The sequence below is a fragment of the Kordiimonas lipolytica genome, from assembly GCF_001550065.1.
In genome coordinates this window covers 279,556-299,932 of the sequence record NZ_LRUB01000011.1, presented here as the reverse complement: position 1 = coordinate 299,932, position 20,377 = coordinate 279,556, and the positions used below count along the sequence as shown (strand labels likewise).

At 53.6% G+C, this 20,377-nt stretch carries 24 protein-coding genes; 6 read left to right on the top strand and 18 right to left on the bottom strand.

What is annotated here, in order from left to right:
* Positions 1-2: 2 nt before the first annotated feature.
* From argC to KORM41_RS05905, 7 genes are all read right to left on the bottom strand, one after another.
* A complete protein-coding gene (gene argC, locus KORM41_RS05935) occupies positions 3-1,130 on the bottom strand; it encodes an N-acetyl-gamma-glutamyl-phosphate reductase (protein WP_068145994.1) in 1,128 nt (375 codons plus the stop codon).
* Positions 1,131-1,263: 133 nt separating this feature from the next.
* Positions 1,264-2,133, bottom strand: coding sequence for a flagellar motor stator protein MotA (gene motA / locus KORM41_RS05930; protein WP_068145991.1), 870 nt, complete (start codon positions 2,131-2,133; stop codon positions 1,264-1,266).
* Between the two features lie 188 nt (positions 2,134-2,321).
* Entirely contained in the window at positions 2,322-2,927 is a 606-nt protein-coding gene (locus tag KORM41_RS05925; protein WP_068145989.1) for a redoxin domain-containing protein, read from the bottom strand.
* 17 nt (positions 2,928-2,944) lie between these two features.
* A complete protein-coding gene (locus KORM41_RS05920) occupies positions 2,945-5,017 on the bottom strand; it encodes a protein-disulfide reductase DsbD family protein (protein ID WP_068145986.1) in 2,073 nt (690 codons plus the stop codon).
* A gap of 93 nt (positions 5,018-5,110) precedes the next feature.
* Entirely contained in the window at positions 5,111-6,379 is a 1,269-nt protein-coding gene (locus KORM41_RS05915) for a glycerate kinase type-2 family protein (RefSeq protein ID WP_156431911.1), read from the bottom strand.
* Positions 6,369-7,772: a M28 family metallopeptidase gene (locus tag KORM41_RS05910; protein WP_068145981.1), complete on the bottom strand. Its 1,404-nt coding sequence runs from the start codon at positions 7,770-7,772 to the stop codon at positions 6,369-6,371. The genes KORM41_RS05915 and KORM41_RS05910 overlap by 11 nt, the downstream gene beginning before the upstream one ends.
* A 23-nt stretch (positions 7,773-7,795) precedes the next feature.
* Positions 7,796-8,137: a 5-carboxymethyl-2-hydroxymuconate Delta-isomerase gene (locus KORM41_RS05905; protein ID WP_068145977.1), complete on the bottom strand. Its 342-nt coding sequence runs from the start codon at positions 8,135-8,137 to the stop codon at positions 7,796-7,798.
* A 180-nt stretch (positions 8,138-8,317) separates the two neighbouring features.
* On the opposite strand from KORM41_RS05905, the gene KORM41_RS05900 reads away from it, so the two are divergent.
* Positions 8,318-8,887 carry a hypothetical protein gene (locus KORM41_RS05900; protein ID WP_068145974.1) on the top strand — a complete coding sequence of 190 codons (570 nt, stop codon included), beginning with the start codon at positions 8,318-8,320 and terminating at the stop codon, positions 8,885-8,887.
* A gap of 52 nt (positions 8,888-8,939) precedes the next feature.
* Here the strand turns inward: KORM41_RS05900 and KORM41_RS05895 are convergent, their stop codons facing one another.
* The 3 genes from KORM41_RS05895 to KORM41_RS05885 form a co-directional block, all read right to left on the bottom strand.
* Positions 8,940-9,356: a DUF4399 domain-containing protein gene (locus tag KORM41_RS05895; protein ID WP_068145971.1), complete on the bottom strand. Its 417-nt coding sequence runs from the start codon at positions 9,354-9,356 to the stop codon at positions 8,940-8,942.
* A 159-nt stretch (positions 9,357-9,515) separates the two neighbouring features.
* Complete coding sequence (locus KORM41_RS05890) at positions 9,516-9,878, bottom strand: cupin domain-containing protein (RefSeq protein WP_068145966.1); 363 nt, start codon at positions 9,876-9,878, stop codon at positions 9,516-9,518.
* An 85-nt stretch (positions 9,879-9,963) separates the two neighbouring features.
* Positions 9,964-10,488 (bottom strand): PAS domain-containing protein, encoded by a 525-nt coding sequence (locus KORM41_RS05885; RefSeq protein ID WP_068145963.1) that lies wholly within the window; start codon positions 10,486-10,488, stop codon positions 9,964-9,966.
* 187 nt (positions 10,489-10,675) lie between these two features.
* Here KORM41_RS05885 and def point away from each other — a divergent pair, with 187 nt between their 5' ends.
* The gene (gene def / locus KORM41_RS05880) at positions 10,676-11,221 is read left to right on the top strand and encodes a peptide deformylase (protein WP_156431909.1); all 546 of its coding nucleotides are present in this window, start codon (positions 10,676-10,678) and stop codon (positions 11,219-11,221) included.
* A 172-nt stretch (positions 11,222-11,393) separates the two neighbouring features.
* Positions 11,394-11,921, top strand: coding sequence for a GNAT family N-acetyltransferase (locus KORM41_RS05875; protein ID WP_082719782.1), 528 nt, complete (start codon positions 11,394-11,396; stop codon positions 11,919-11,921).
* A gap of 58 nt (positions 11,922-11,979) precedes the next feature.
* Here KORM41_RS05875 and KORM41_RS05870 read toward each other — a convergent pair whose 3' ends face one another.
* The 3 genes from KORM41_RS05870 to rplM all read right to left on the bottom strand — a co-directional run bounded on the left by KORM41_RS05870 (position 11,980) and on the right by rplM (position 13,579).
* Entirely contained in the window at positions 11,980-12,474 is a 495-nt protein-coding gene (locus tag KORM41_RS05870) for a DUF2059 domain-containing protein (protein WP_068145956.1), read from the bottom strand.
* Between the two features lie 161 nt (positions 12,475-12,635).
* Complete coding sequence (rpsI, locus tag KORM41_RS05865) at positions 12,636-13,115, bottom strand: 30S ribosomal protein S9 (protein WP_068145954.1); 480 nt, start codon at positions 13,113-13,115, stop codon at positions 12,636-12,638.
* A 5-nt stretch (positions 13,116-13,120) separates the two neighbouring features.
* Positions 13,121-13,579: a 50S ribosomal protein L13 gene (gene rplM / locus KORM41_RS05860; protein ID WP_068145951.1), complete on the bottom strand. Its 459-nt coding sequence runs from the start codon at positions 13,577-13,579 to the stop codon at positions 13,121-13,123.
* 279 nt (positions 13,580-13,858) lie between these two features.
* Between rplM and KORM41_RS05855 the strand changes: the two genes are divergently transcribed.
* Positions 13,859-14,869, top strand: a complete 1,011-nt coding sequence (locus KORM41_RS05855; protein WP_068145948.1) for an NADP-dependent oxidoreductase — start codon at positions 13,859-13,861, stop codon at positions 14,867-14,869.
* A 12-nt stretch (positions 14,870-14,881) separates the two neighbouring features.
* Positions 14,882-16,021: a nitrilase-related carbon-nitrogen hydrolase gene (locus KORM41_RS05850; protein WP_068145946.1), complete on the top strand. Its 1,140-nt coding sequence runs from the start codon at positions 14,882-14,884 to the stop codon at positions 16,019-16,021.
* A 9-nt stretch (positions 16,022-16,030) separates the two neighbouring features.
* On the opposite strand, the gene cutA is transcribed toward KORM41_RS05850, so the two are convergent.
* Both cutA and KORM41_RS05840 read right to left on the bottom strand, forming a co-directional pair.
* Positions 16,031-16,372 (bottom strand): divalent-cation tolerance protein CutA, encoded by a 342-nt coding sequence (gene cutA / locus KORM41_RS05845; protein WP_068145943.1) that lies wholly within the window; start codon positions 16,370-16,372, stop codon positions 16,031-16,033.
* A complete protein-coding gene (locus tag KORM41_RS05840) occupies positions 16,369-17,397 on the bottom strand; it encodes a COX15/CtaA family protein (RefSeq protein ID WP_231727163.1) in 1,029 nt (342 codons plus the stop codon). The genes cutA and KORM41_RS05840 overlap by 4 nt, the downstream gene beginning before the upstream one ends.
* A gap of 104 nt (positions 17,398-17,501) precedes the next feature.
* On the opposite strand from KORM41_RS05840, the gene KORM41_RS05835 reads away from it, so the two are divergent.
* Positions 17,502-17,867, top strand: coding sequence for a truncated hemoglobin (locus KORM41_RS05835; protein ID WP_068145937.1), 366 nt, complete (start codon positions 17,502-17,504; stop codon positions 17,865-17,867).
* On the opposite strand, the gene KORM41_RS05830 is transcribed toward KORM41_RS05835, so the two are convergent.
* The 3 genes from KORM41_RS05830 to KORM41_RS05820 are packed head-to-tail and all read right to left on the bottom strand — an operon-like array spanning position 17,864 to position 20,245.
* Complete coding sequence (locus KORM41_RS05830) at positions 17,864-18,664, bottom strand: ABC transporter permease (RefSeq protein ID WP_231727168.1); 801 nt, start codon at positions 18,662-18,664, stop codon at positions 17,864-17,866. The two genes, KORM41_RS05835 and KORM41_RS05830, sit on opposite strands and share 4 nt — an antisense overlap.
* Positions 18,609-19,343: an ABC transporter ATP-binding protein gene (locus KORM41_RS05825; protein ID WP_068145931.1), complete on the bottom strand. Its 735-nt coding sequence runs from the start codon at positions 19,341-19,343 to the stop codon at positions 18,609-18,611. Before KORM41_RS05825 ends, KORM41_RS05830 begins: the two co-directional genes overlap by 56 nt.
* The gene (locus tag KORM41_RS05820) at positions 19,343-20,245 is read right to left on the bottom strand and encodes an ABC transporter substrate-binding protein (protein ID WP_231727162.1); all 903 of its coding nucleotides are present in this window, start codon (positions 20,243-20,245) and stop codon (positions 19,343-19,345) included. Before KORM41_RS05820 ends, KORM41_RS05825 begins: the two co-directional genes overlap by 1 nt.
* Positions 20,246-20,377 lie beyond the last annotated feature (132 nt).

The following is a 20,377-nucleotide window of genomic DNA, read 5'->3' as shown; positions in this document are numbered from 1 at the left end:
CCCTATGGAAACATTGGCGCTTGCATCAGGCCTGTGGTTTCATCCAGGCCCAGCATCAGGTTCATATTCTGGATGGCCTGCCCCGATGAGCCTTTTACCAGGTTGTCTATGGCTGACACCACGATTGCCCGGCCTGGGATGCGGTCGTGAAAAACATTAAGGACACACCTGTTCGAGCCGCGCACCATGCGTGTTGCAGGCACCGTATCGTCTGCAAGCACGGATACGAACGGCTCATCAGCGTATGTTGACGCCAACTGGTCCTTGAGGTCTTTTGCTGTCGCGCCATCCTTAAGGCGAACATAGATGGTTTCCAATTCGCCCCTGTTCATGGGGACAAGATGTGGCGTGAAGCTGATGCGCACGTCTTCGCCAGCTGCCAGCGTCAGTTCCTGCTCGATCTCCGGCATATGACGGTGGTGCCCGACGCCGTATGGGTGCATGGCTTCGGCGACTTCGACAAACAGATTACCTTCCTTGAGGGAACGCCCTGCCCCGGAAACGCCAGACTTGGCATCAATAATGATATCCGTGCCAGAGATTTGGCCGCTTTTCAAAAGCGGAATAAGCGCGAGCAACGCTGCCGTCGGGTAGCAGCCGGGACAAGCCACCAGGTGGGCCTTACGCACAGCCTCGCGGTTAATCTCAGGCAGGCCATAGATGGCTTTGGGCTGCAGGTCCGGTGCTGTATGCTCGCGTCCATACCACTGTGCATAGACTGAAGTGTCGCGCAAACGGAAGTCAGCGGACAGGTCAACAACCTTCACTTCACCGGGAATAGTATCCGCCAAGTCACCTGTTGTCTCAATCACCATTTCGTCCAGCAGACTATGGCCCGTCGCATGCAGGAGACCTTTGATCACCTCCTGACTGGTCGCGTGTGGTAGGGCGCAGAAAACCACATCAAGCTCAACTGCTGGCCATTCCACTTCATCAAGACCGATCAGGTCAGGCAGGTCATATCCGGCAAGGTGCGGAAAGACATCGCCGATGGGCATTCCAGCTTTTCGCTCAGCTGTCATCAATGCGATTTCAACATTTGGATGCGTCAACAACAGACGCACAAGATCAGCACCTGTGTACCCGCTGGCGCCTAGAATACCGACCCGGAATTTACGTGTGTCAGACATAGCGAAGCCTTTGTTCGATATTTTGATAGAAAAATGCCATGTCCTATTTTGCGACATGGCATTCCATAAGTCATTGAATTTCTATGGCCAACACAGGAAGATTTTTATCCTGCCTGCGTAAGTGGCCCTAAACTTATATGTCAGGCGGCAACTCTGCGATCGCTTCTTCAAGCTCGATAAAGCCTGGCATATGCTGGCTCGGAACATTGCGACGCCCAATTTCCACTGAAATTTGCGGCGGGTTACCCTGCAGATGAGACACCAGCACAATCTTGATCAGATTCATGAACTGGCCTTCTTCGTTGAGAATTTGACCCAGTCGGCCTGCAATTGGCGCCACCATCAGGTAAGATAGGAAAATCCCCAGGAATGTACCAACAAGGGCGCCGCCAACCATGCCGCCAAGAACCTCAACCGGCTCAGCAATGGCGCCCATGGTTTTCACAATACCAAGTACAGCGGCAACAATACCGATCGCAGGCAGACCATCTGCCATTGTTTGCAGTGCGTGCTGTGGCTCGTGCAGTTCGGCGTGATGCTTTTCAAGGTCCGCCGTCATAGCGTCTTCCATTTGCATTGGATCATCAAAGTTCATCGTCAGCATGCGGATATAGTCGCAGATGAACTCAACCACATGGTGGTCTTCAACGATTCGCGGGAAGTTCTGAAAGATTTTGGATTCTTCAGGGTTTTCGATATGGGCTTCAATTGCCACAACGCCCTTTGTTCGCATGGTTTTGCACAAAAGGAACAAGAGGCATAAAAGATCACGATAGTCTTCGGCTTTCCAATGAGGCCCCTTCATCACCTTGCCGATGCCCTTCAGGGAGCCACTGATGACACCGGTTGAGTTGGCGCTGATATAGGCACCGATTGCACCACCGAAAATGATCATCAACTCGAAGGGCAACGCCTTGAGGATAATGCCGAAGCTCCCGCCCGATAGAGCGAAGCCCCCAAACACCATCACAAGGACCACGATTAGACCGATGATAAGAAACATAGGGCGTGCCTGCCTTCTGTGGTTAACTAGCCTGTCGGGCGCGAAAACATTTCGCCCCCGTTTTTTCCATCTTTGCAGTTCCGCCAGTGTTGATCAATAGGCTTAACACACCTTTAATTTCCGCTATCGCCCTGAAAATTAATAAAAAAGCCGGACAATTCTGAACGGAGCCAGCCTATCAGGGCGTATCAATCGCCATATTTAACCGAACAACCATATGGCTGTGTTGAGTTTGGGGACACGTCATCTCCCGCTTTCAGCTGCTCCCAAGCCTGCAATGCATAGTTGGTCGCGCCATCAAGCGAGGACGTTCTTGCAGATGGCCTGTCGTCAATAGCGCCCATATATTGCAGGATGCCCTCTGCATCGATTAGAAACATCTGCGGTGTAGTTTTAGCCTTGTAAAGCTGCCCAATTTCACCAGATGGATCGAGAATCAGCATGTCATTGTATGTACCGCGTGCCTGGCTCAGTTGATCGGCCTCAGCCGCACTGACATAACCCTGCTTGCCGGGGGCAGAAGAAATGATAGATATCCAAATCACGCCGTCTTCTGTCAGGGCACGCTGGCTCCGCTGCATATTGCCGCTGCCATAGTGCTTGCGCACATAGGGGCAATCATGGTTGGTCCATTCAAGCATAACCGGTTTACCGCGCAGATCAGAAAGAGTCACTGTTTCCCCGTTTGTGAGCCGCCCAGTGAAATCCGGCGCGGGCTTACCTGGAGCTGGGCCGTCTGCACATGCCGCAGAGGCTAATCCGAGCGCAATCAGAATTGTGACGAAGAGTTTCATAATCAGTCTCCCTACTGTCAGTCAGTCTTACCGTTGAGGAGCTTCGCTATGCTATTAGGAGCCAGGATTTCTGGCAAAACTAACGGCTGATTAGCTCCAGCCTCATAATAGAGGTACAGCGGCACGCCCGCCCTGCCATGGCTGGCCAATACGGTGGCGATTTCCTCGTTCCTGTTGGTCCAGTCGCCTTTCATCACTGCGGTCCCTGTCTCGCGGAAAGCTGCCTGGGCGTCATCAGTTAGGATGGCTATCCGTTCATTAACCTTGCAGGTGATACACCAATCCGCCGTGAAATAGACGAATACTGGCTTCCCTTCCTTCAGCAGCGTGTCAAGCGCAGCACCGCTATAGGGTATCTCTTCAACATAACCTTCCTCAGGGGAATGGCTCGGCTCCTGCCAGGGTTCAGATACGATTCCGTATAGTGCCAGGGCTGCAAAGCCCCAGGCCAAGAGGCGAATTGAGAGTCTTCCTGCTGCCTGCTTGCCTATCCAGATAGCGAAAACAACGCCTATGAGCGCCGCAACAAGCACCAACATGGCCACGGCTCCGGCTTCCCGGGTGAATACATAGAGTAGCCATGCGGCAGTCAGATACATGGGAAATGCCAATCCCTCCTTGACCTTCTCCATCCAAGGGCCGGGCCTTGGCATGATGCGCGCCAAAGCAGGACTGTATGACAGCACAAGGAACGGCAGCGCCAAACCAAGGGCCAGGAAGCTGAAGACCATCAAGACGATCAGGACTGGCTGTGTCAGTGCAAAACCAATCGCGGGGGCCATGAACGGAGCTGTACAAGGCGTAGCCACCAGGGCCGCAAGAACGCCTTTAAAGAAAGCGCCGCGAACCCCTTCTCGCGCGGCAAGCGTTTGTCCCGCGCCTTCGATGCCGAATTGAATGTTGAACATGCCAGAAAGCGATAGCGCCACGACAAGCATCAAAAGCGTCAATAGGCCAACGAAAACAGGTTCCTGTAGTTGGAAGCCCCAACCAACAGCTGTTCCTCCTGCCCTCAATACCAGCAGCGCGGCTACTATGATCATGAAGCTCAGCCAGATACCGAGGGTATAGGCCCAGCCTTCCTTCTGCCTGTTGGCTGCTGTTTTATAGTTGGCCGAAACGAAAGCAAATGCTTTCAGTGACAGGATGGGAAATACGCACGGCATCAGGTTCAGTATCAATCCACCCACAAGGGCGAATAATGCGGCTTCCCAAAGGGGAAGTGCAGGCACGGTCGCACTCTGTTGGGCTTCTGTTTCCTGAGCCATTTGGAGCAACGGCTGCAGGCTATACGCTGCCTTGCTCCCATCTGCTGTTGTCAGCATCAAAACCCCTGCCGCAGTCGTAATTTCAGGGGCGCCTGAAGGCCGTTGCGCCTGTATGATGAGACCATCTTCGGCCAGATCGACTGTTTGCGGGGCCGCATAATCAAGAATGCCGACACTTTCGGGGAAGAAATACGCGTCTGTCACTTCTGCGGCCTCTTCAGGCCCCATATAGACCGTCAGAGTTGACGATGAGCTTGAAACCGTCAGGTCTGAGCTCCAGAAGCTTGGATCCGGGAGCGCGGCCCTTGCTGCCTTAAAAATGGCGGATGCATCATTGTCTGCAACGGTCGGCCCCACGGGAAGGTCAAGTTTGATATCCGCGATCTGTGGTACACACTCAACTTCGCAGATAAGCCATTCAGCTTCGAGCGCCACGTGGAAACTGTCACCGGATGTCGGCGCTGTTGCCGGAATGAGCAGGCTGACGGGCGTGTCATATCCATAATTTACCAAATGGCCAAGTGGCAGGCGTTTCGGGGTTGGGAACATGGCTGCACCTACCGTGGCATTGTCGGCAGGCTGCCAGTCAAATACAGGTCTTGCCCCACTGTCCCCAGCGTTTTTCCAATAGCTGTGCCATCCGCTGCGAGGCGTGATTGTAACAGCCAACCAGAAGGGTTGCCCTGGTGCCACTGATGCCATGTCGCTCTCGATTGACAGGTCACTGTGGCTTGCTTCCACTCGCGCAAGCTCTTTTGCGTGGGCCGCTGCGCTCAGCAACGCCAAACTACAGATAATCAGTCCATGGAAAAAACGCTTCACAGTGCTGCCCTTCTTGAGCCGTTGGCCCGAAAGTTTGGTCTCTAGACTATCGCCATATAACACGCTGCGTCGGGTTCGCACCTCACATGTTTGTCAATGCGCTGTCAGCCCTTGTGGCATAATTGCGATCATACGGAAGTCATTCACGTTAGTCATCGTTGGTTCTACGGTAAAACTGCTGTCCAGGATTTTGAAATATTGCAGGCTGTCATTTTCCGCCAACATGGCCTCTGGTACCACAGCCTTTTCAATCGCTAATTTGCGGCTCTGCGGCGTGCTGATGCCCCCCGCAGCCCCACCGACACCGTCCATACCGTCCGTGTCAGCAGCAAACGCATACAGCCCATCATCCGAGCCGAATGCAGCTGCCAACGCCAATACATACTCCTGGTTTGGGCCGCCCTGCCCGGCGCCGCGCACTGTAGCTGTTAGCTCCCCGCCGGACAAAAGTAAGATCGGCTTGTCCATATTTTTTTCGAGATGGGAGCGCGCAATTGCGGCATGTTTTTCAGCAACATCCTTTGCCTCTCCAACTACATCATTCCCAATATTTCGCACATCAAAGCCCAACGCCTCGGCATAGTTCTCTGCCGCCTTAAGCATGTCGCCAGCCTTGGCGACAATTTGAAAGCTGCTTCTATTGCTCTCCACAAAGGCACAGTCATCCGCCCAGCTGCGTGGCCGCTCCAGGCCGTATCGATCCAGGATTTCTTGCGCATCCTGCCATAAGGATGTGTCCGCCTGGGTTGGTCCGGACGCAATCAGGCCAGGATCATCGCCGACGACATCTGATATCGCGAGCGTCACAATATGACCAGCGTTGACAGCGGCAGCGGCCAAGCGGCCACCCTTTATAGCCGACAGGTGCTTGCGCACAGTGTTTAATTCCGAAATATCGGCACCTGCCCGCAAAAGGCTTGAAATCAGCTGTTTCTTTGTTTCAAGTGTTATCCCGTCCGATGGCAAGCATGCAAGAGATGAGCCGCCACCTGACAGAAGCACCAGCAAAAGTTCATCGGGCTTGGTGTCGGCTGCAACCTTCAGTGCACGCTCAGCCGCGGCAACACTGCGCTCATCGGGAATGGGATGGGCGCTTTCGATTACGTCTACACGGTCACACTGCACGCCATAGCCTTCGCGACAAACGGCAATGCCGGTTATTGCGACATCTGGCCAGCATTGTTCAACCGTACGGGCCATGGCCGCGGCGCCTTTGCCCAAGGCAATAAGTTTCACGGCGCGATAGGCCGTTGGGTCCGGAAGGAACGGAGGCAGGCAGTTTTTTGGCAAGACAGGCCTGATGGCAGCCGAAAAAGTGCTGGCGCAAAAGGCCTGCCAATCGTCTGCTATGTCAGTCTTCACCTGCGGCTGTCCGCTCAAACGCCCCCATAGAGCCTGGGAACACCACTGGGCTTTCAAGGCCGTCGTTGGCGACGGATGCAACACCGAAGAAATAGTTATCGATAACGATGTTTTCCAGTGTATGCGAGCGCACGTCTGGACCCACGAAATGGCTCCAGCGCCACTGTGCGTCAGTGGTCAGCCGCCAGTAAATCTTGAAGCCCCGCAGATTGGCCCTTTCGCGCTCATCCCCCGGCACATCCCATTTGATCGTCGTGGATGGCGACACTGCGCCTTCAAGCGTCACATCGCTTGGAAATGGCGGTGCACCAGCCATGGATGCCAGGGTCACAACATTCAGGGCCGTCAACTTCGCGGCATAATCAAAGTCTACACCGTCCAGCGTATCACCATACCGGATGCCATTCTCAGTGCGGAGATCCTGGTGCTGGCGATTGTAGTTTTCATTGGTTTCCATGATACGGACACCCGGCCAACCAGCCTCATTGAATGGCCTGTGATGGCCGCCGCGACGGAAACGGTCCAGGCGGTAGACCATCATTACATCCAGGTTCGGGATATAGGTGTCTGCAAGGCGGTCAACCAGTCGCGCAATGTTACGGCTTGGACTATCCACCTCTCCGCCCCAGAAGCGACGCTGGCGGGCTTCTTCTGACGTTTCGGTCACACGTGTCCCTTCAGAGAAAACCCGTGCCGTTGTGTTGTTGATAACGCCATTCACACCCTCGATGTTGCCGATCATGTCATTGTTCAGAACACCCATCAGGCGCCAGCCCTTTTCCTTGATGTGGCTTGCAAGGATTGCACCGCCAAACAGGCCCTGCTCCTCGCCCGAAAGGCCTGCATAGACGATCGTGCCGGGGAATTTGGTCTGGCACAGGACCCGAGCGGCTTCCATTGTGCCGGCCATGCCGGAGGCATTGTCGTTAGCGCCGGGGGAATCGCTTGTGCCGTCAAGCGGGTCAGATACACGGTTGTCGATATCGCCGGACATCATCACAACGCGGTTTGGATCAAGGATGCCTTTTTGCACGGCGATCACATTCACAACTTCCGTCGGGTTGGGGATCCGGGCGCCCGTGACCACATCGGAAATGGTATAGACCTCCAGGTCAGCGACGCATCCTTCGGCAATACGCTTGAATTCGGCTTCGATCCAGCGACGGGCCGCGCCGATGCCGCGCGTTTCAGATGTTGTGTCCGAAAGGGTATGACGCGTCCCAAAGCTGACCAGCTTCGTAATATCTGCTTCGATCCGATCGGCAGACACATCGGCCACCATCTTGTGAAGCCGCTGAACCTCACCCTGTGGGCCTTCGTGATGCTCTGCTCCGGCTGTAGCCGTAAGTAACAAGGCGGCGCCAGCGGCAATCCCGTATTTTGCGCGTTTCATATATCCCTCCGGTTTCTTTATCTTTAGCGCGATATCTTGGCGTATGATTCTCGGTCCATATCAATCGCGTTTGCACTGATGGATTTTGCAGATGGCACGAGTGCCGCAAACCCATTTATCAGTGCTTCATTCAGGGCTTTCTTGGTCGGCTGATCCCGCCCGGAAAGCAAGTAGCAGGTAATATGCAGCGTCGGTGCTGGTTTTCCAGCCACAAGGGCGTGATCGACCGGAAAAAGTCTGACCTTGATGTCCGACTCGTCGAACAGGCCCGATGCCATTGAGATGTCATGAGCTGCCGCGAGCAGGCTGTCCGGACCGGCTTCATCTTCAAGGTCCCGGCTATATTCGACGATTAAGTGCGGCATTGAGAAACTCCAAAAAAAGAAACTTGGCTGGATGCTAATGCGAGCAGCTCTCTTTTAAAAGATTACTGCTGTTCAATGGATTTCTTTTTTTGAAAAAACTCGTAATAGTTTTACACTTGCACGTGAAGTGACCGGAGCGCCCATTGACGCGGCCCTGCAAGGTAAGAAGGGGACTTTTTGATGAAGATACTTGTGGCACTAACATTGACCTTCGCAGTCCCACCTGACTATAGCACGCCAGAGCTTGAAAAAGCATTAGATCAAGTGCCTAGTATTGCGGACCTGTGCGGCGCTGTGCCAACTGCGCCAGCGAAAGTGCGCGGCGGTTCAATCCACCAACCTGTGCGCCGTGAAGTCAGAAGTTTCATCATTGAGACCAACGCTTGGCTCGATTGTGCGGCTGAAAAATATGTGCAAATCCAGCGCCTTGTGGACGGCATGACGGACAGCAGGCAACGCTCTGTTCTTGTGGATCACTTAAACGCGGATTTCCAACAATACTACGGTAAGCTGAACATGCAGACCAAGCTGTTGGCCGAGCGGGTAAACTACCGGCTGAGCTGGCAGTACCGCCCTATCAGGCCAGAAGTGCCCCGTTCCCAAGCTGGAAAAAGCAATAGCAAGGCCAATGTGCTCCTGCGCAAAGCAAGAAGACTGACGGAGCATTCCGACATCAACCGGATCATCCATAATCCAAGGCCAGGTTTGCTTCAATGGGAAGAGATACCAGCGCTGCAGTTTGAAAGTTGAACGCCGGTAACAGAAAAAGCGAAGGCCAGCATTTGCTGGCCTTCTTTATTCCTTATTCTTTCACCGTGATGGTTATCCGCCTGGAGAAAACCGGAGGATTATGAGGAATATGGTTCATATCTCCCAGCAACAGTTGCAGAGTATGATTGCCGGGTGCCAGGTTGATCGTTACCTCTGTCTGGCCGCCACCAAAATGAATATGATTTTCGTCTGCCGGGATATTTTCGTCCAGTGGCGGCAACCCCGTATCAATAAGTAGGTGGTGGTGGCCGGTGTTTGCTTTGTCAGTACCTGCCGGGGCAACCCCCATGCCTTTTAAGCCAAACACTACGGTAACAGGGCTTGTCACCACAGCGCCGTCTGTTGGGCTGATAATATATGCCTGTGCTTTATCGTCTGCGCCTGCCAGGTCGGCCGACCAAACGGAAACGAATAGCCCAAGCAATACGGTTAGATGGCGACAACTCATCTCGAAATCTCCCTTGATGTAACTCTGAGGCACTATCTCACAGCCGACTTGCTCCGGCCACAATGTTTATACGCAAAAACATAGCAAGTTGATCATGCCGCTAGCGCCAGCGCGGGCATCGATCGCTGGCGGAGCTATTTCAATCTGATGGCGAAAGCCTTACCCAACAAGCGCAATGACATAAAGCTTCTTGCAGGGCTCAATCGTTTCCCAGGTCCCTTTGAAACCAGCGGGTACGACAAATTTATCCCCAGCCTTGAAACGCTGGGTATCCCCATCTTCGCTAGTCAGCTCGATCTCACCCTCCAGGATGTGACAGAACTCCTCTTCACCGTCGTAGTTCACGTGCCACTTTCCGGCAGCTGATGACCAATATCCTGTGAAGAACTTTCCCGATGCGCCTTCAAAGACATTTTCCGTAACCTGAAGCGGCGTGCCTGAAATCAATTTACTGCTGTCCGGGAGCCCCTCTTCCCGTTCAGGCGTGACAGAATCAAATGAGACAATCGATACTCCGGCCATTGGCTATCCTCCCTATATGGCATTAGAGCGCCAATGTGCTGGAAGGCGTGAGTATAAGCAACAAAAATGTGATCACATTTTTTCGTTATTCTGGCACTGCCGAGAAATGCACCAAAATCTGATCTATAGAGCCGCTTTCGCCAAGCAGCGGGATGAACAACAGCGTGACTTGGAAATACGGTAGGTCCGCCGACATTTTGACCGAATGCCCCAGCACCGGCTGTCCGGACGCAAGGACAGCTGCAACACACTTGAAGCCCCGATCCACAGCCGTTGCGCTGTTGAGTGTTCTCAGGCTGCCGTCAACAACGGGGCCATAGAAGGCCGACATACGCGACCCGGTCAGGCGGACCTTGATGTCTGTCAGCGTGTCGCCGTCCATCTGAGGTTCGAGAATCATCACGTCAGGGAGCAGATGCTTCATATCACTGGGCGAGAGGTCGGCCCGCACCGGCACGCCGCCAATTGAGACGTTCCTGTAGGCATAGGCAAAAAGCCAACTAGCATCCCGGCCCAGGAGATCTTTATTGCCGCTATTGACCTCGGCAATAGAAAATTCCGCCAGCGAATGCTGGATTTTAGATGAAATATCTCTCGGAAAAGAAGACATAATATACTCTCAACAGCGTCCAAATGTCTGGATATCTTAAGGTTGTAAGACACCATATGTCAGCGGTTTTTATAAATTTTATGTTAAGAGGCTATCCACAAATTGCTGCCAGTTAGATTTCTCTTCCACCAAGCCAGCTTTAGGCGTATCTGGAAGCCTTATCAAAACCAGTGAGCGAATGAGACCAATGGCCCATCTTCAGATTGTCACCGCACCCCACCCGATTTTTCGCAAAAAGGCAGAACCCGTTGCCGACGTGACCGATGAAATCAAGTCCCTCGCCGCTGACATGCTTGATGCTATGTATGAAAATCGCGGTATCGGCATCGCGGCCAATATGGTTGGACTCTTGCACCGCATAATTGTCGTGGACATCCAGCCAGAAGGAAACCGTGATCCACTTGTGTGCATCAACCCGGAAATCACCTGGGCGTCTGAAGAGATGTCAACCAATGAGGAGGCTTCCTTAAGTTTCCCCGGTATTTCGGCCGAAATCACACGGCCCAACGCCATCAAGCTCACATACCTGGATCAAGCCGGTGCCAGGAAGGAACTGGCGGCAGAGGGATTTCTTGCCATCGTGATCCAGCATGAGATGGACTATCTGGATGGCCGTACCTATCTGGACCATCTTTCCAAGATGAAACGGGACCGGCTTTTGAAAAAAATGCAGAAATACCTTAAGCAGGGTCACGCATGTGGCGACCCGCATTGCGGCCACGATCATCACTAGCGGCGCTATTGGCCTAGCGGCAGAGCTTCGCTATACTGAGTCATCAATATCAGCGAATTGGATCGCCTGTGACTGCCTGAAAGGCACTGAAATAGCAATGCAAGCATAAGCCGCCTTGGCCGGGTTTTTTTTTGTGTTTGCCTACTCAGTCGCACATTTTCAGGATACTTCAATGACCAAACATCCATCTACTCCGACCGACGGAACCATAACCTTGGTTCCCGCGAGCAGAAACCTACTGCAGGCAGAGCTGAATGACCCGCCAGCGGTGTTCAACATTCTCGATGTCGATGCAGCCCCACCCTACTGGCCGCCGGACCTTAACGACGACGACAGTTTCCGCCATGCGCTGAACCTAATCCCCGCGGGCGCTCAGACAGCAGACTGGGGCTTCTACTATGTGCTGTTACACGAAGGCGGCCAGCGTCACGCGATTGGTCTGGGCGGCTTCAAAGAACAGCCGGATGAGAACGGTGAGGTCGAGATCGGCTATAGCATTCTGGAGCCCTATCGCAGACGAGGCTTTGCAACACGCATGACCGGCCTTCTTGTGGATCACGCATTTGCGGATCCGTCTGTCACGGCTGTTACAGCAACTACCCTGCCAGATCTTATTCCGTCTATCGGAGTGCTTGAGAAAGTAGGATTCCGACAGACCAACCTGTTGGACGGCATCCTCTATTTCTCTTTGCTGCGCTAGAGACAGACAACAAAAAAGGCCGCCCCGTAGGGCGGCTTTTTCTGCCAACGTATCATGGCTATCGGAGATCTGGATATTTCTCCAGAAGATCCAACATTATTTTTTGCCCAAGTTCCTGCCCTAGACGTTCACCAGCATCGCCGGCAGACTTCATAATCTCTGGCGTTCTGCTTGAAAAGGTCTGATAAGCTGGCGTCTCCATTATCTGGATCATTTGATCCATCTCTTCGACACTGAAATGCTTTCGATATTCTTTGACCAACAATGGCGTCATTTTTTCACTGAACTCGACAATCACTAACTCACGCCACTCGTTGACCAATTTGACAACGGTCTCGCGTTTCACTGCTTTACCCTGATCAGTAAAATCCTGATACATTTGGTTAATCATCATGGGCTGCAGAGAGCGTATCATCTCATCCATCATGTCGATAGACGGTTGCGTGGTGTTGTCAAGTTCAATGATACGCAGTGCTTTTTCTTCAAATTCATCAGCAGCAACAGCTGCTGACAACCCAATCAGCAACGCTGCAATGACCGCTATGTTTCTCATGGTACCCCCAATATGAATTATCTCTTAATGTAGAACTATCACTATCTGAAAAGAAATGAAGGAAGCAACAAAAAAGGCCGCCCCGTGGGGCAGCCTTTTGAACTCTGAACAATATTGTTTGGTACTCGGTACAAATACTCGAAACAGAAACTCTGTAACGCTTAACGCTTGGAGAACTGGAAGGAACGGCGAGCTTTTGCTTTACCGTATTTCTTACGTTCAACCACACGGCTGTCGCGAGTGAGGAAGCCTGCAGCCTTAAGGGCAGCACGCAGCTCAGGCTCGGCCAGCTGAAGCGCTTTGGAGATGCCGTGCTTAACCGCGCCAGCTTGGCCGGAAAGACCGCCGCCTTTAACGGTAGCGATAACATCATATTGATTTTCGCGGCCAGCAACCTGGAAAGGCTGGTTAACGATCAGGCGCAGCGTTGGACGTGCGAAGTAAGTTTCCTGATCGCGACCGTTTACAGTCACTTTACCGGAGCCAGGCTTAACCCAAACGCGGGCAATAGCGTCTTTACGCTTGCCAGTGGCATAGGAGCGACCAAGGTCGTCAACAACCGGCGTGCGCTCTTCGGTAACGTCGGCGGCAACAGCAGCTGCTTCGCCGGTCAGTTCTTTAAGGTCCTGAAGATCGGCCATGTCGCTTACCTCTTGTTCTTCGGGTTCATTGCAGCAACGTCGAGAACCTGAGGCTCTTGTGCGGCATGTGGATGCTCAGTACCGGCGTATACACGCAGGTTGCGCATTTGTTGACGGCCAAGCGGACCTTTAGGGATCATACGCTCGATCGCTTTTTCAATAACGCGCTCTGGGAAACGGCCAGTCAGGATCTCGCCTGCAGTAGCAGACTTGATACCACCTGGGTGGCCAGTGTGACGGTAGTAAACTTTGTCAGCAAGCTTCTTGCCGGTCAGCTTCACTTTTTCAGCGTTGATGACGATTACATTGTCACCGCAATCCATGTGCGGCGTGTAAGTTGGCTTGTGCTTGCCACGGAGAACAACTGCAACGGCTTGTGCCAGACGACCCAGAACTACGTCTTCTGCGTCTACAACGAGCCATTTCTTCTCGATCTCCGAAGGTTTTGCGGAATATGTTTTCATCGCAATTTTGCCTCGGTTACCGGTAAACCGGTGTTAAACTCTCAATACCTTAAAAGCGGGACAAAACCCGCACTTCGGTTCGTGGCGGGCAATATATGCGGATTTCACCGCTAGTCAACAGCTATTTTCAGCCATTTTTGCAATTTTATTAAGTAAAAACAATGAATTAATAAAACGGTAATTAAATACCCCATCATTTTATGACCTTCCCTTGCCCCTTTTCATGGCTGACCCATATCAGGAACGAGTCAAACATCCAAACTTGGGGACAGCACAGTCATGGAAAACCAACAAATCCTTCTCGCCAGCCGGCCAGACGGCGTGGTGATACCGGAAAACTTTGAGCTGGCGACAGCCGCGGTGCCGGAGCCCGGCCAAGGCGAGATGCTTCTACAAACCATCTACATGTCGGTTGACCCCTATATGCGTGGCCGCATGAATGATATGAAAAGCTATGTACCGCCGTTCCAGATAGGCGAACCGCTGCAGGCGGGCATCGTGGCGAAGGTCGTCAAATCCAATGGTGGCAAGTTCCCAGAGGGTACCTACCTCACAGGCATGGGCCTTTGGGCGAACTATATGGTTACGGGCGGCGAAGGCTTCCAGCCGGTTGATCCTGATCTCGCCCCCCTCTCCTACTATCTTGGTATCCTTGGCATGCCGGGCATGACAGCCTATGTGGGCCTAAAGGGCGTGGCGGAACTCAAAGAAGGTGAGCAATTGTTCGTCTCTGCCGCATCAGGCGCTGTCGGTCAGGTCGTCGGCCAGATCGGCAAGAACATGGGCTGTCATGTTGCCGGTAGTGCAGGCTCTGATGACAAGGTCGCCTACCTGAAGGACGAACTGGGCTTTGATGAAGCCTTCAATTATAAGACCTCGGATATCCATAAAGCCACGCGTGCCGCCAACCCGAACGGCATTGACGTCTATTTTGAAAATGTCGGCGGCCCCCAGCTTGAAGCTGTGATCAACAACCTGAACTTCAACGCTCGAGTAGCACTGTGCGGTATGATCGCCGTCTATGACAACAAACTGGAAGACATGCCGCCCGGCCCACGCAACCTCGCTATCCTGGTTGGCCGTAGCGTGAAGATGCAGGGTTTTATCGTCTTCAATTATCCTGACCTGTGTAAGGAATGGATCCAGGTTGGCGCAGGCTGGCTCAAGGAAGGCAAGCTCAAGTACCGCGAAAGCGTGGCCGATGGCATTGAAAACGCACCTCAAGCCTTTATGGGCGTGCTGAAGGGGCGGAATTTTGGCAAACAGGTGGTACGCCTCGCGGACGACTGATAGGCTTCATCCATGCTGAAGCGTCACAAAAAGAAACTGATAGCGCTGGCGGTCCTTGTGGCCGCCGGCTTTTATTTGTTCTGGCCTGGCTTAAAGCCCAATCTGTCGGAAGCACCCGCCTTGCACCTTAAGGTGACCGCCAGCTACGGGACCGACACAGGCAGCGGCAATGTTGTGGGCATCGAGCCCTATATGGAGCCACTGGATTATGCGACTCCCGACCGATTCCAGGCCAAGATCGACGGCTATTTGGCTGCGGCGAAGCAGAAAGGCTGGCTCAAGCCCGGCACTATTGTGCTGTTGCCAGAGCATATAGGCACCTGGCTTCTGGCAGCGGGTCAAGGCAACCGTGTCTATGACGCCTCCAGCAGTTCCGAGGCCATGCTGCCGATCATCACCCATAACCTGCCACAGTTCCTCAAGAACCTGTTTATCTTCGATGATCCAGATAACACGTCCGCGGCGCTGATCCGCACCCGGACGCGCGCATCGGCTGATGCCCAGCTCAAAGTCTATGGTGCGCTTTCAAGGAAATACGACATTACCCTTGTTGCGGGGTCAAGCGCGCTCATGACGCCCGGCGTTTACCCCGACAGCCTGTCATACGGCCATGGGCCCATCTTTAACGCAGGTTTTGTGTTCGGTCCAGACGGCGTGCCGCAAGAAGACGCCGTCCGCAAAGTTCATCCCATCCCGTCTGAAACCGGCTTTACGACGGGATCAAAGCCCGAATTCCTGCCAACCTTCTCGCTGGCTGACTACAAGTTCGGTGTCATGATCTGCGCTGACAGCTGGTTTGATGACACCACTAGCTATATGGCAGGCGAAGGGGTCGAACTATTGCTGGTGCCCAGTTTCCTGACAGACACAATGTGGGACGCACCCTGGCAGGGATACCTGAATGACGCCCCACCGGGCGACGCCTGGAAGGCGGATATAGGCAAGATCACTGAAGGCGAAGCCTGGGTGAAATACGCCCTGCCCGCCAAGGCTGAGCGCCACGGCATCCAATGGGGTATGAACGTGTTTCTGAAAGGAAGCCTGTGGGACCTCAAGGGATCCGGTCGTGCCTTGATCCTGGAAGGCGGCACGCTGCATATAGGCGAAGGCGGCGATGACGGCGCCGCCCTCTATAACTTGTGGTTGAAATAGCCTATCAGGCTAGTCGATCTGGCGCTCGATCCAGGTCATATAATCGGCGTTTCCGCCAACGATTGGCATCACAGTAATGCACGGCACTTCGTAGCTGTGCAGTTCCTTGATGCGAGCTACAGCCTTTTCCGCATTCCTGCGGGCCGTTTTCATGAAGATGGTCACTTCATTTTCCAACTGAATAATGCCGTCCCACTCATAAATAGAGCGCGTGCCCGAGTTTACGTTGGCGCAGGCCACAATGCGCTCTTTCACAAGTGCCGTGGAAATATGAACCGCAACGTCCTCGCTTTCGGCCATCACATAGATGGTGACATACTCTGATTGCTGGTTTTCTTGATGGTCGCTCACTTGGCGATCCTCCCTCGCTGTTTATGCATCAGATTTATTATTGCAGCCAGCACGAGCACGCCTCCACCTTGGTGGGCCGTACCCCAACTGACCGGTACTTCTTTCAGAAGCATTATGATGCCTAATAACATCTGCACGCCTACCGCTCCGATCAAGAGGTAAACTGCGTTTTTTGTCTCTCGCGGGGCGTTTTGCGCCATAAAACCGATGACTACAACGAGAATGGTAAGCACATAAGCGCCGATCCTGTGGTCAAACTGCACCGTGATGGCGTTATCCAGCATGTTAAGCCACCAAGGCTCCATGAACCAAAGGCCTTCTGGCACAAAGGTCTCGCCCATCAGTGGCCATGTATTGAAGATGTGTCCCGCCTTCAGCCCCGCGACCAGCGCGCCCATCACCAGTTGCAGCACCAGAACAAGCATGGCTGTGTGGGTCAGGCGCTTGAGCAGCGGCGTGCCGCCCGCGGGTTTGGGGTTCAAAAGAGACAACGCGGTCCAGAAAAGCGCGGCGAAGATCAGAAGCGCCAGCGAAAGATGCGCTGTCAGGCGGTAATGACTGACCGCCGGCTCGTCCACAAGGCCGGACATGACCATGTACCAGCCCATCAGCCCCTGAAGGCCGCCCAGCACGAACAAAGCGGCCAGGCGTGGCTTATAGCCGTCTGGCACCCTACCCTTGGCCCAGAACCACACCATGGGCACAAAGAAGAACAGGCCGATCAGGCGACCAAGCAGGCGGTGCCCCCATTCCCAATAGAAGATGCCTTTAAAGTCCTCGACGCTCATGTGATAGTTCTTGAGCTTATATTCCGGGCTTTGCTGGTATTTCGCGAACTCTGCTTGCCAGGCATCGTCACCGATTGGCGGCAAAACCCCGGTTACAGGGCGCCAATCAACCATCGACAGGCCCGATTCTGTCAGCCTTGTCGCGCCGCCAACAACCACCATGGCAAACACCATGAAGGCCATGAACAGCAGCCAGCGACCTACCGCGCGGCGGTCTTTATCTTCTGTTTGAAACATCATGCCGGTTTGCTAGCGCCATTAGGTCCAAAGGGCAAGAGACATTGTGCCGCATTCCTCTATCTGCTTATAATACAATGGGGTCTAGTATTGTGGAGACATTTATGACTGCCGGAATGTCCGTCAAGGTCACAGACAAATTGGACAAAGTTGTTTCGCGTTTTTATGACCTGTTGGTCGCAAACCCTTTAATCTCCGAATTTTTCAAAGACCCAGATGTCAACGCCCTGAAAAGAAAGCAAGTCTGGTTCTTTTCTTCTTTGCTGATGGAAACCAACCAAGGCACACATGACTATATGCGGCAAGCCCACAAGGGATTGGTAATGAAGCGGAAACTGACCGACGAGCATTTTGATGCGCTATTAGAATGCCTGGTACAGGCTTTGGATGAAAGCGAACTCACGCCAGATGAGGCAAAGACGATAGTGCAGTCGGCCGAGCACCTCAGGGACGCAGTCCTGTATCGCTAGCGACGTTTTCGCATCACAGCCCATTCGAGAACGGAAAAGCTATAAAAAATAGCCACGCCCGCAAGGCTCAGAAGTAACAAGCCAGCAAACATCTTTTCAACCTGCAGCCGGTTGCCTGCTTCAAGAATGCGCCACGCAAGCCCCGTCGCGCCGCCGGATCCAGCAACGAATTCTGCCACTACGGCGCCAATCAACGCTAATCCGCCGCTTACTTTCAGGCTTGCAAGCAGATAAGGCAGCGCAGTGGGCCACGATAGGCGCCAGAAGCGTTGCCAGCGGCTGGCACCATAGAGGGTGAAAAGATCATCAAGGTGTCGGTCCACGCTCCTGAGCCCTGCCGACATATTCGCCAAAATTGGGAAAAACGCTGCCAGCCAGGCAATGATGACAAGCGCGCGATCAACATGATCTATCCCGACCCAGATAAGCACCAAGGGCGCCACAGACACGATCGGCGTTACCTGAAGCACAACCGCAAAGGGATAAACAGTCATCTCGAAGGAGCGCGACAAGGAAAACAGCAGTGCCAACAAAACACCGCTCGCAATAGCGCCAGCCAGCGCCGTAAAAGTAACCCGAAGGGTTTCAAGCAGGGCTGCCATCAAGCTGCCGAAATTCTCCCAGAATGACGCTGCCACTGCCTCAGGCATGGGAAGAATAAACTTAGGTATTTCATATAGTTCTACCAAAAACCTCCACAAAAAGATCATCAAGGTAAAAGCCAGCAAGGGTAGGATCACTTTACGCATTTTCCATGCTCCCGGCCTCCAGGAGGGCGCCAACCTGGCGCGCGGCATCAAGGAAGGCTTGGGAGGACCTCTGATCCTGTGCTTCGAGCGATCGATCAAGTCCAGGAGTGACCTCACCTGCGATCCGACCTGTATCCATCACCAATATCCTGTCAGACAGATAGACCGCTTCATAAATGCTGTGGGTCACAAACAGGCCAGACCAGCCCTGTTCTGCCTTGAGCTTCAGCATCAGGTCATTCATGCGAAAGCGCAGTATCTCATCAAGGGCGCCGAAAGGCTCGTCCATCAATAGCAGCGTTGCGTCGGCAGCCAGCGCCCGTGCAATCGAAACCCGCATCTGCTGCCCACCCGATAGTGCCTGCGGGAAGCGCGTTTCCAGGCCTGAAAGCCCGACATACGCAAGGAGCCGGTTCAAATGGCCTTCAGCCAGTTCCTGGCCTCTCAGCTTCAGGGGAAGGTGGATGTTTTCCGTCACCGTCGCCCAAGGCATCAAGGCAGCGTCCTGAAAAACAAAACCGGTCTCTGGCGTCGTGCCATCCTTCCATTTCATCGAACCGCTTTGTGGCACAATCAAGCCAGCTATCAGCCTGAGAATCGTGGATTTTCCGCATCCGCTCGGCCCAAGGAGCGATACAATTTCACCTTCTTTGAGGTCAAAACTGACATCGTCCAATACTTGAGCGCCACCCTCATAGGCGAATGAAAGCTTGGATACGCTGAGCATCAGTTGACGTTCTCTGGATCTACAAATTCAAGGGTATAGGCACGCTTAACATCCAAGCCTTTCTCAAGAATACCCAGGCCAGACATTTCGTCGTAGAATTGCTGCCATCTGGCATGGCTCATCTGCCCGATACTATCGGGATCGCCAACCATCTGGTTTCGGCGCATCACCGCAATGCCGTTAGCGATCAACGCCGGCGTCATTTCAGGATTATCCCTTAGAATCAGGTTATTAGCAGGTGTTGGGTCACCCCACAGATAGTCACGCCAGCCTTCGATGGATGCCGCAATAAAGGCAGCTACGACAGGTTTGTTGCTGGCGATATAGTCACCCCGCACCATCACCATGGCTGAATACCCTGGATACCCCGCATCGGACAGCAGGAATACTTTTGGTGCCACGCCCGCCTGCTCCGCAGTAAACGGTTCGGATGAGACATACCCCTCCTGTACTGTTTCCGGGTTAGCAAGCCATGGCGCCAGGGAATAGGTATATTTGCGAATGTCCTTGTCTGCATAGCCAAACCGGGCCTTCAGCCACGGCCAGACCGTCGCGATGGCGCTATCAGCGAGGAAAACCGGGCGTTCTTTGAGGTCAGCAAGCCCGCTGGCCACCACGTGCGGATGCACCATCATCACCTGCGGGTCTTTCTGGAAGGCTGCCATCACCACTTTCACGTCAGCACCAGCGGCAATCAAGTTGATTGGCTGAAAGCTGTTGGATGCCATGGCTATATCAAGGGCTCCGGCGGCCATCAGGCGTGGATTGTCGGTTTGCGGGCCGCCTGGACGGATGGTCACATCAAGGCCGCGCGATTTGTAAAAACCCTTTGCCAGCGCCTGATAAAAGCCACCATGCTCCGCCTGAGCCTTCCAGTCGGTTGCAAAGGTAATTTTTGTCAATGGTTCTTTGGCCTGCGCAGCCACAGCCCACGCGCAAGTCAGAATGGCCAAAAGGCCTATGATTGAATGCCTTATCATGGGCATAACTATAAGGGGAACTGGGGCCGCGTCAAAAGGAAAGCGGCCCTGCCT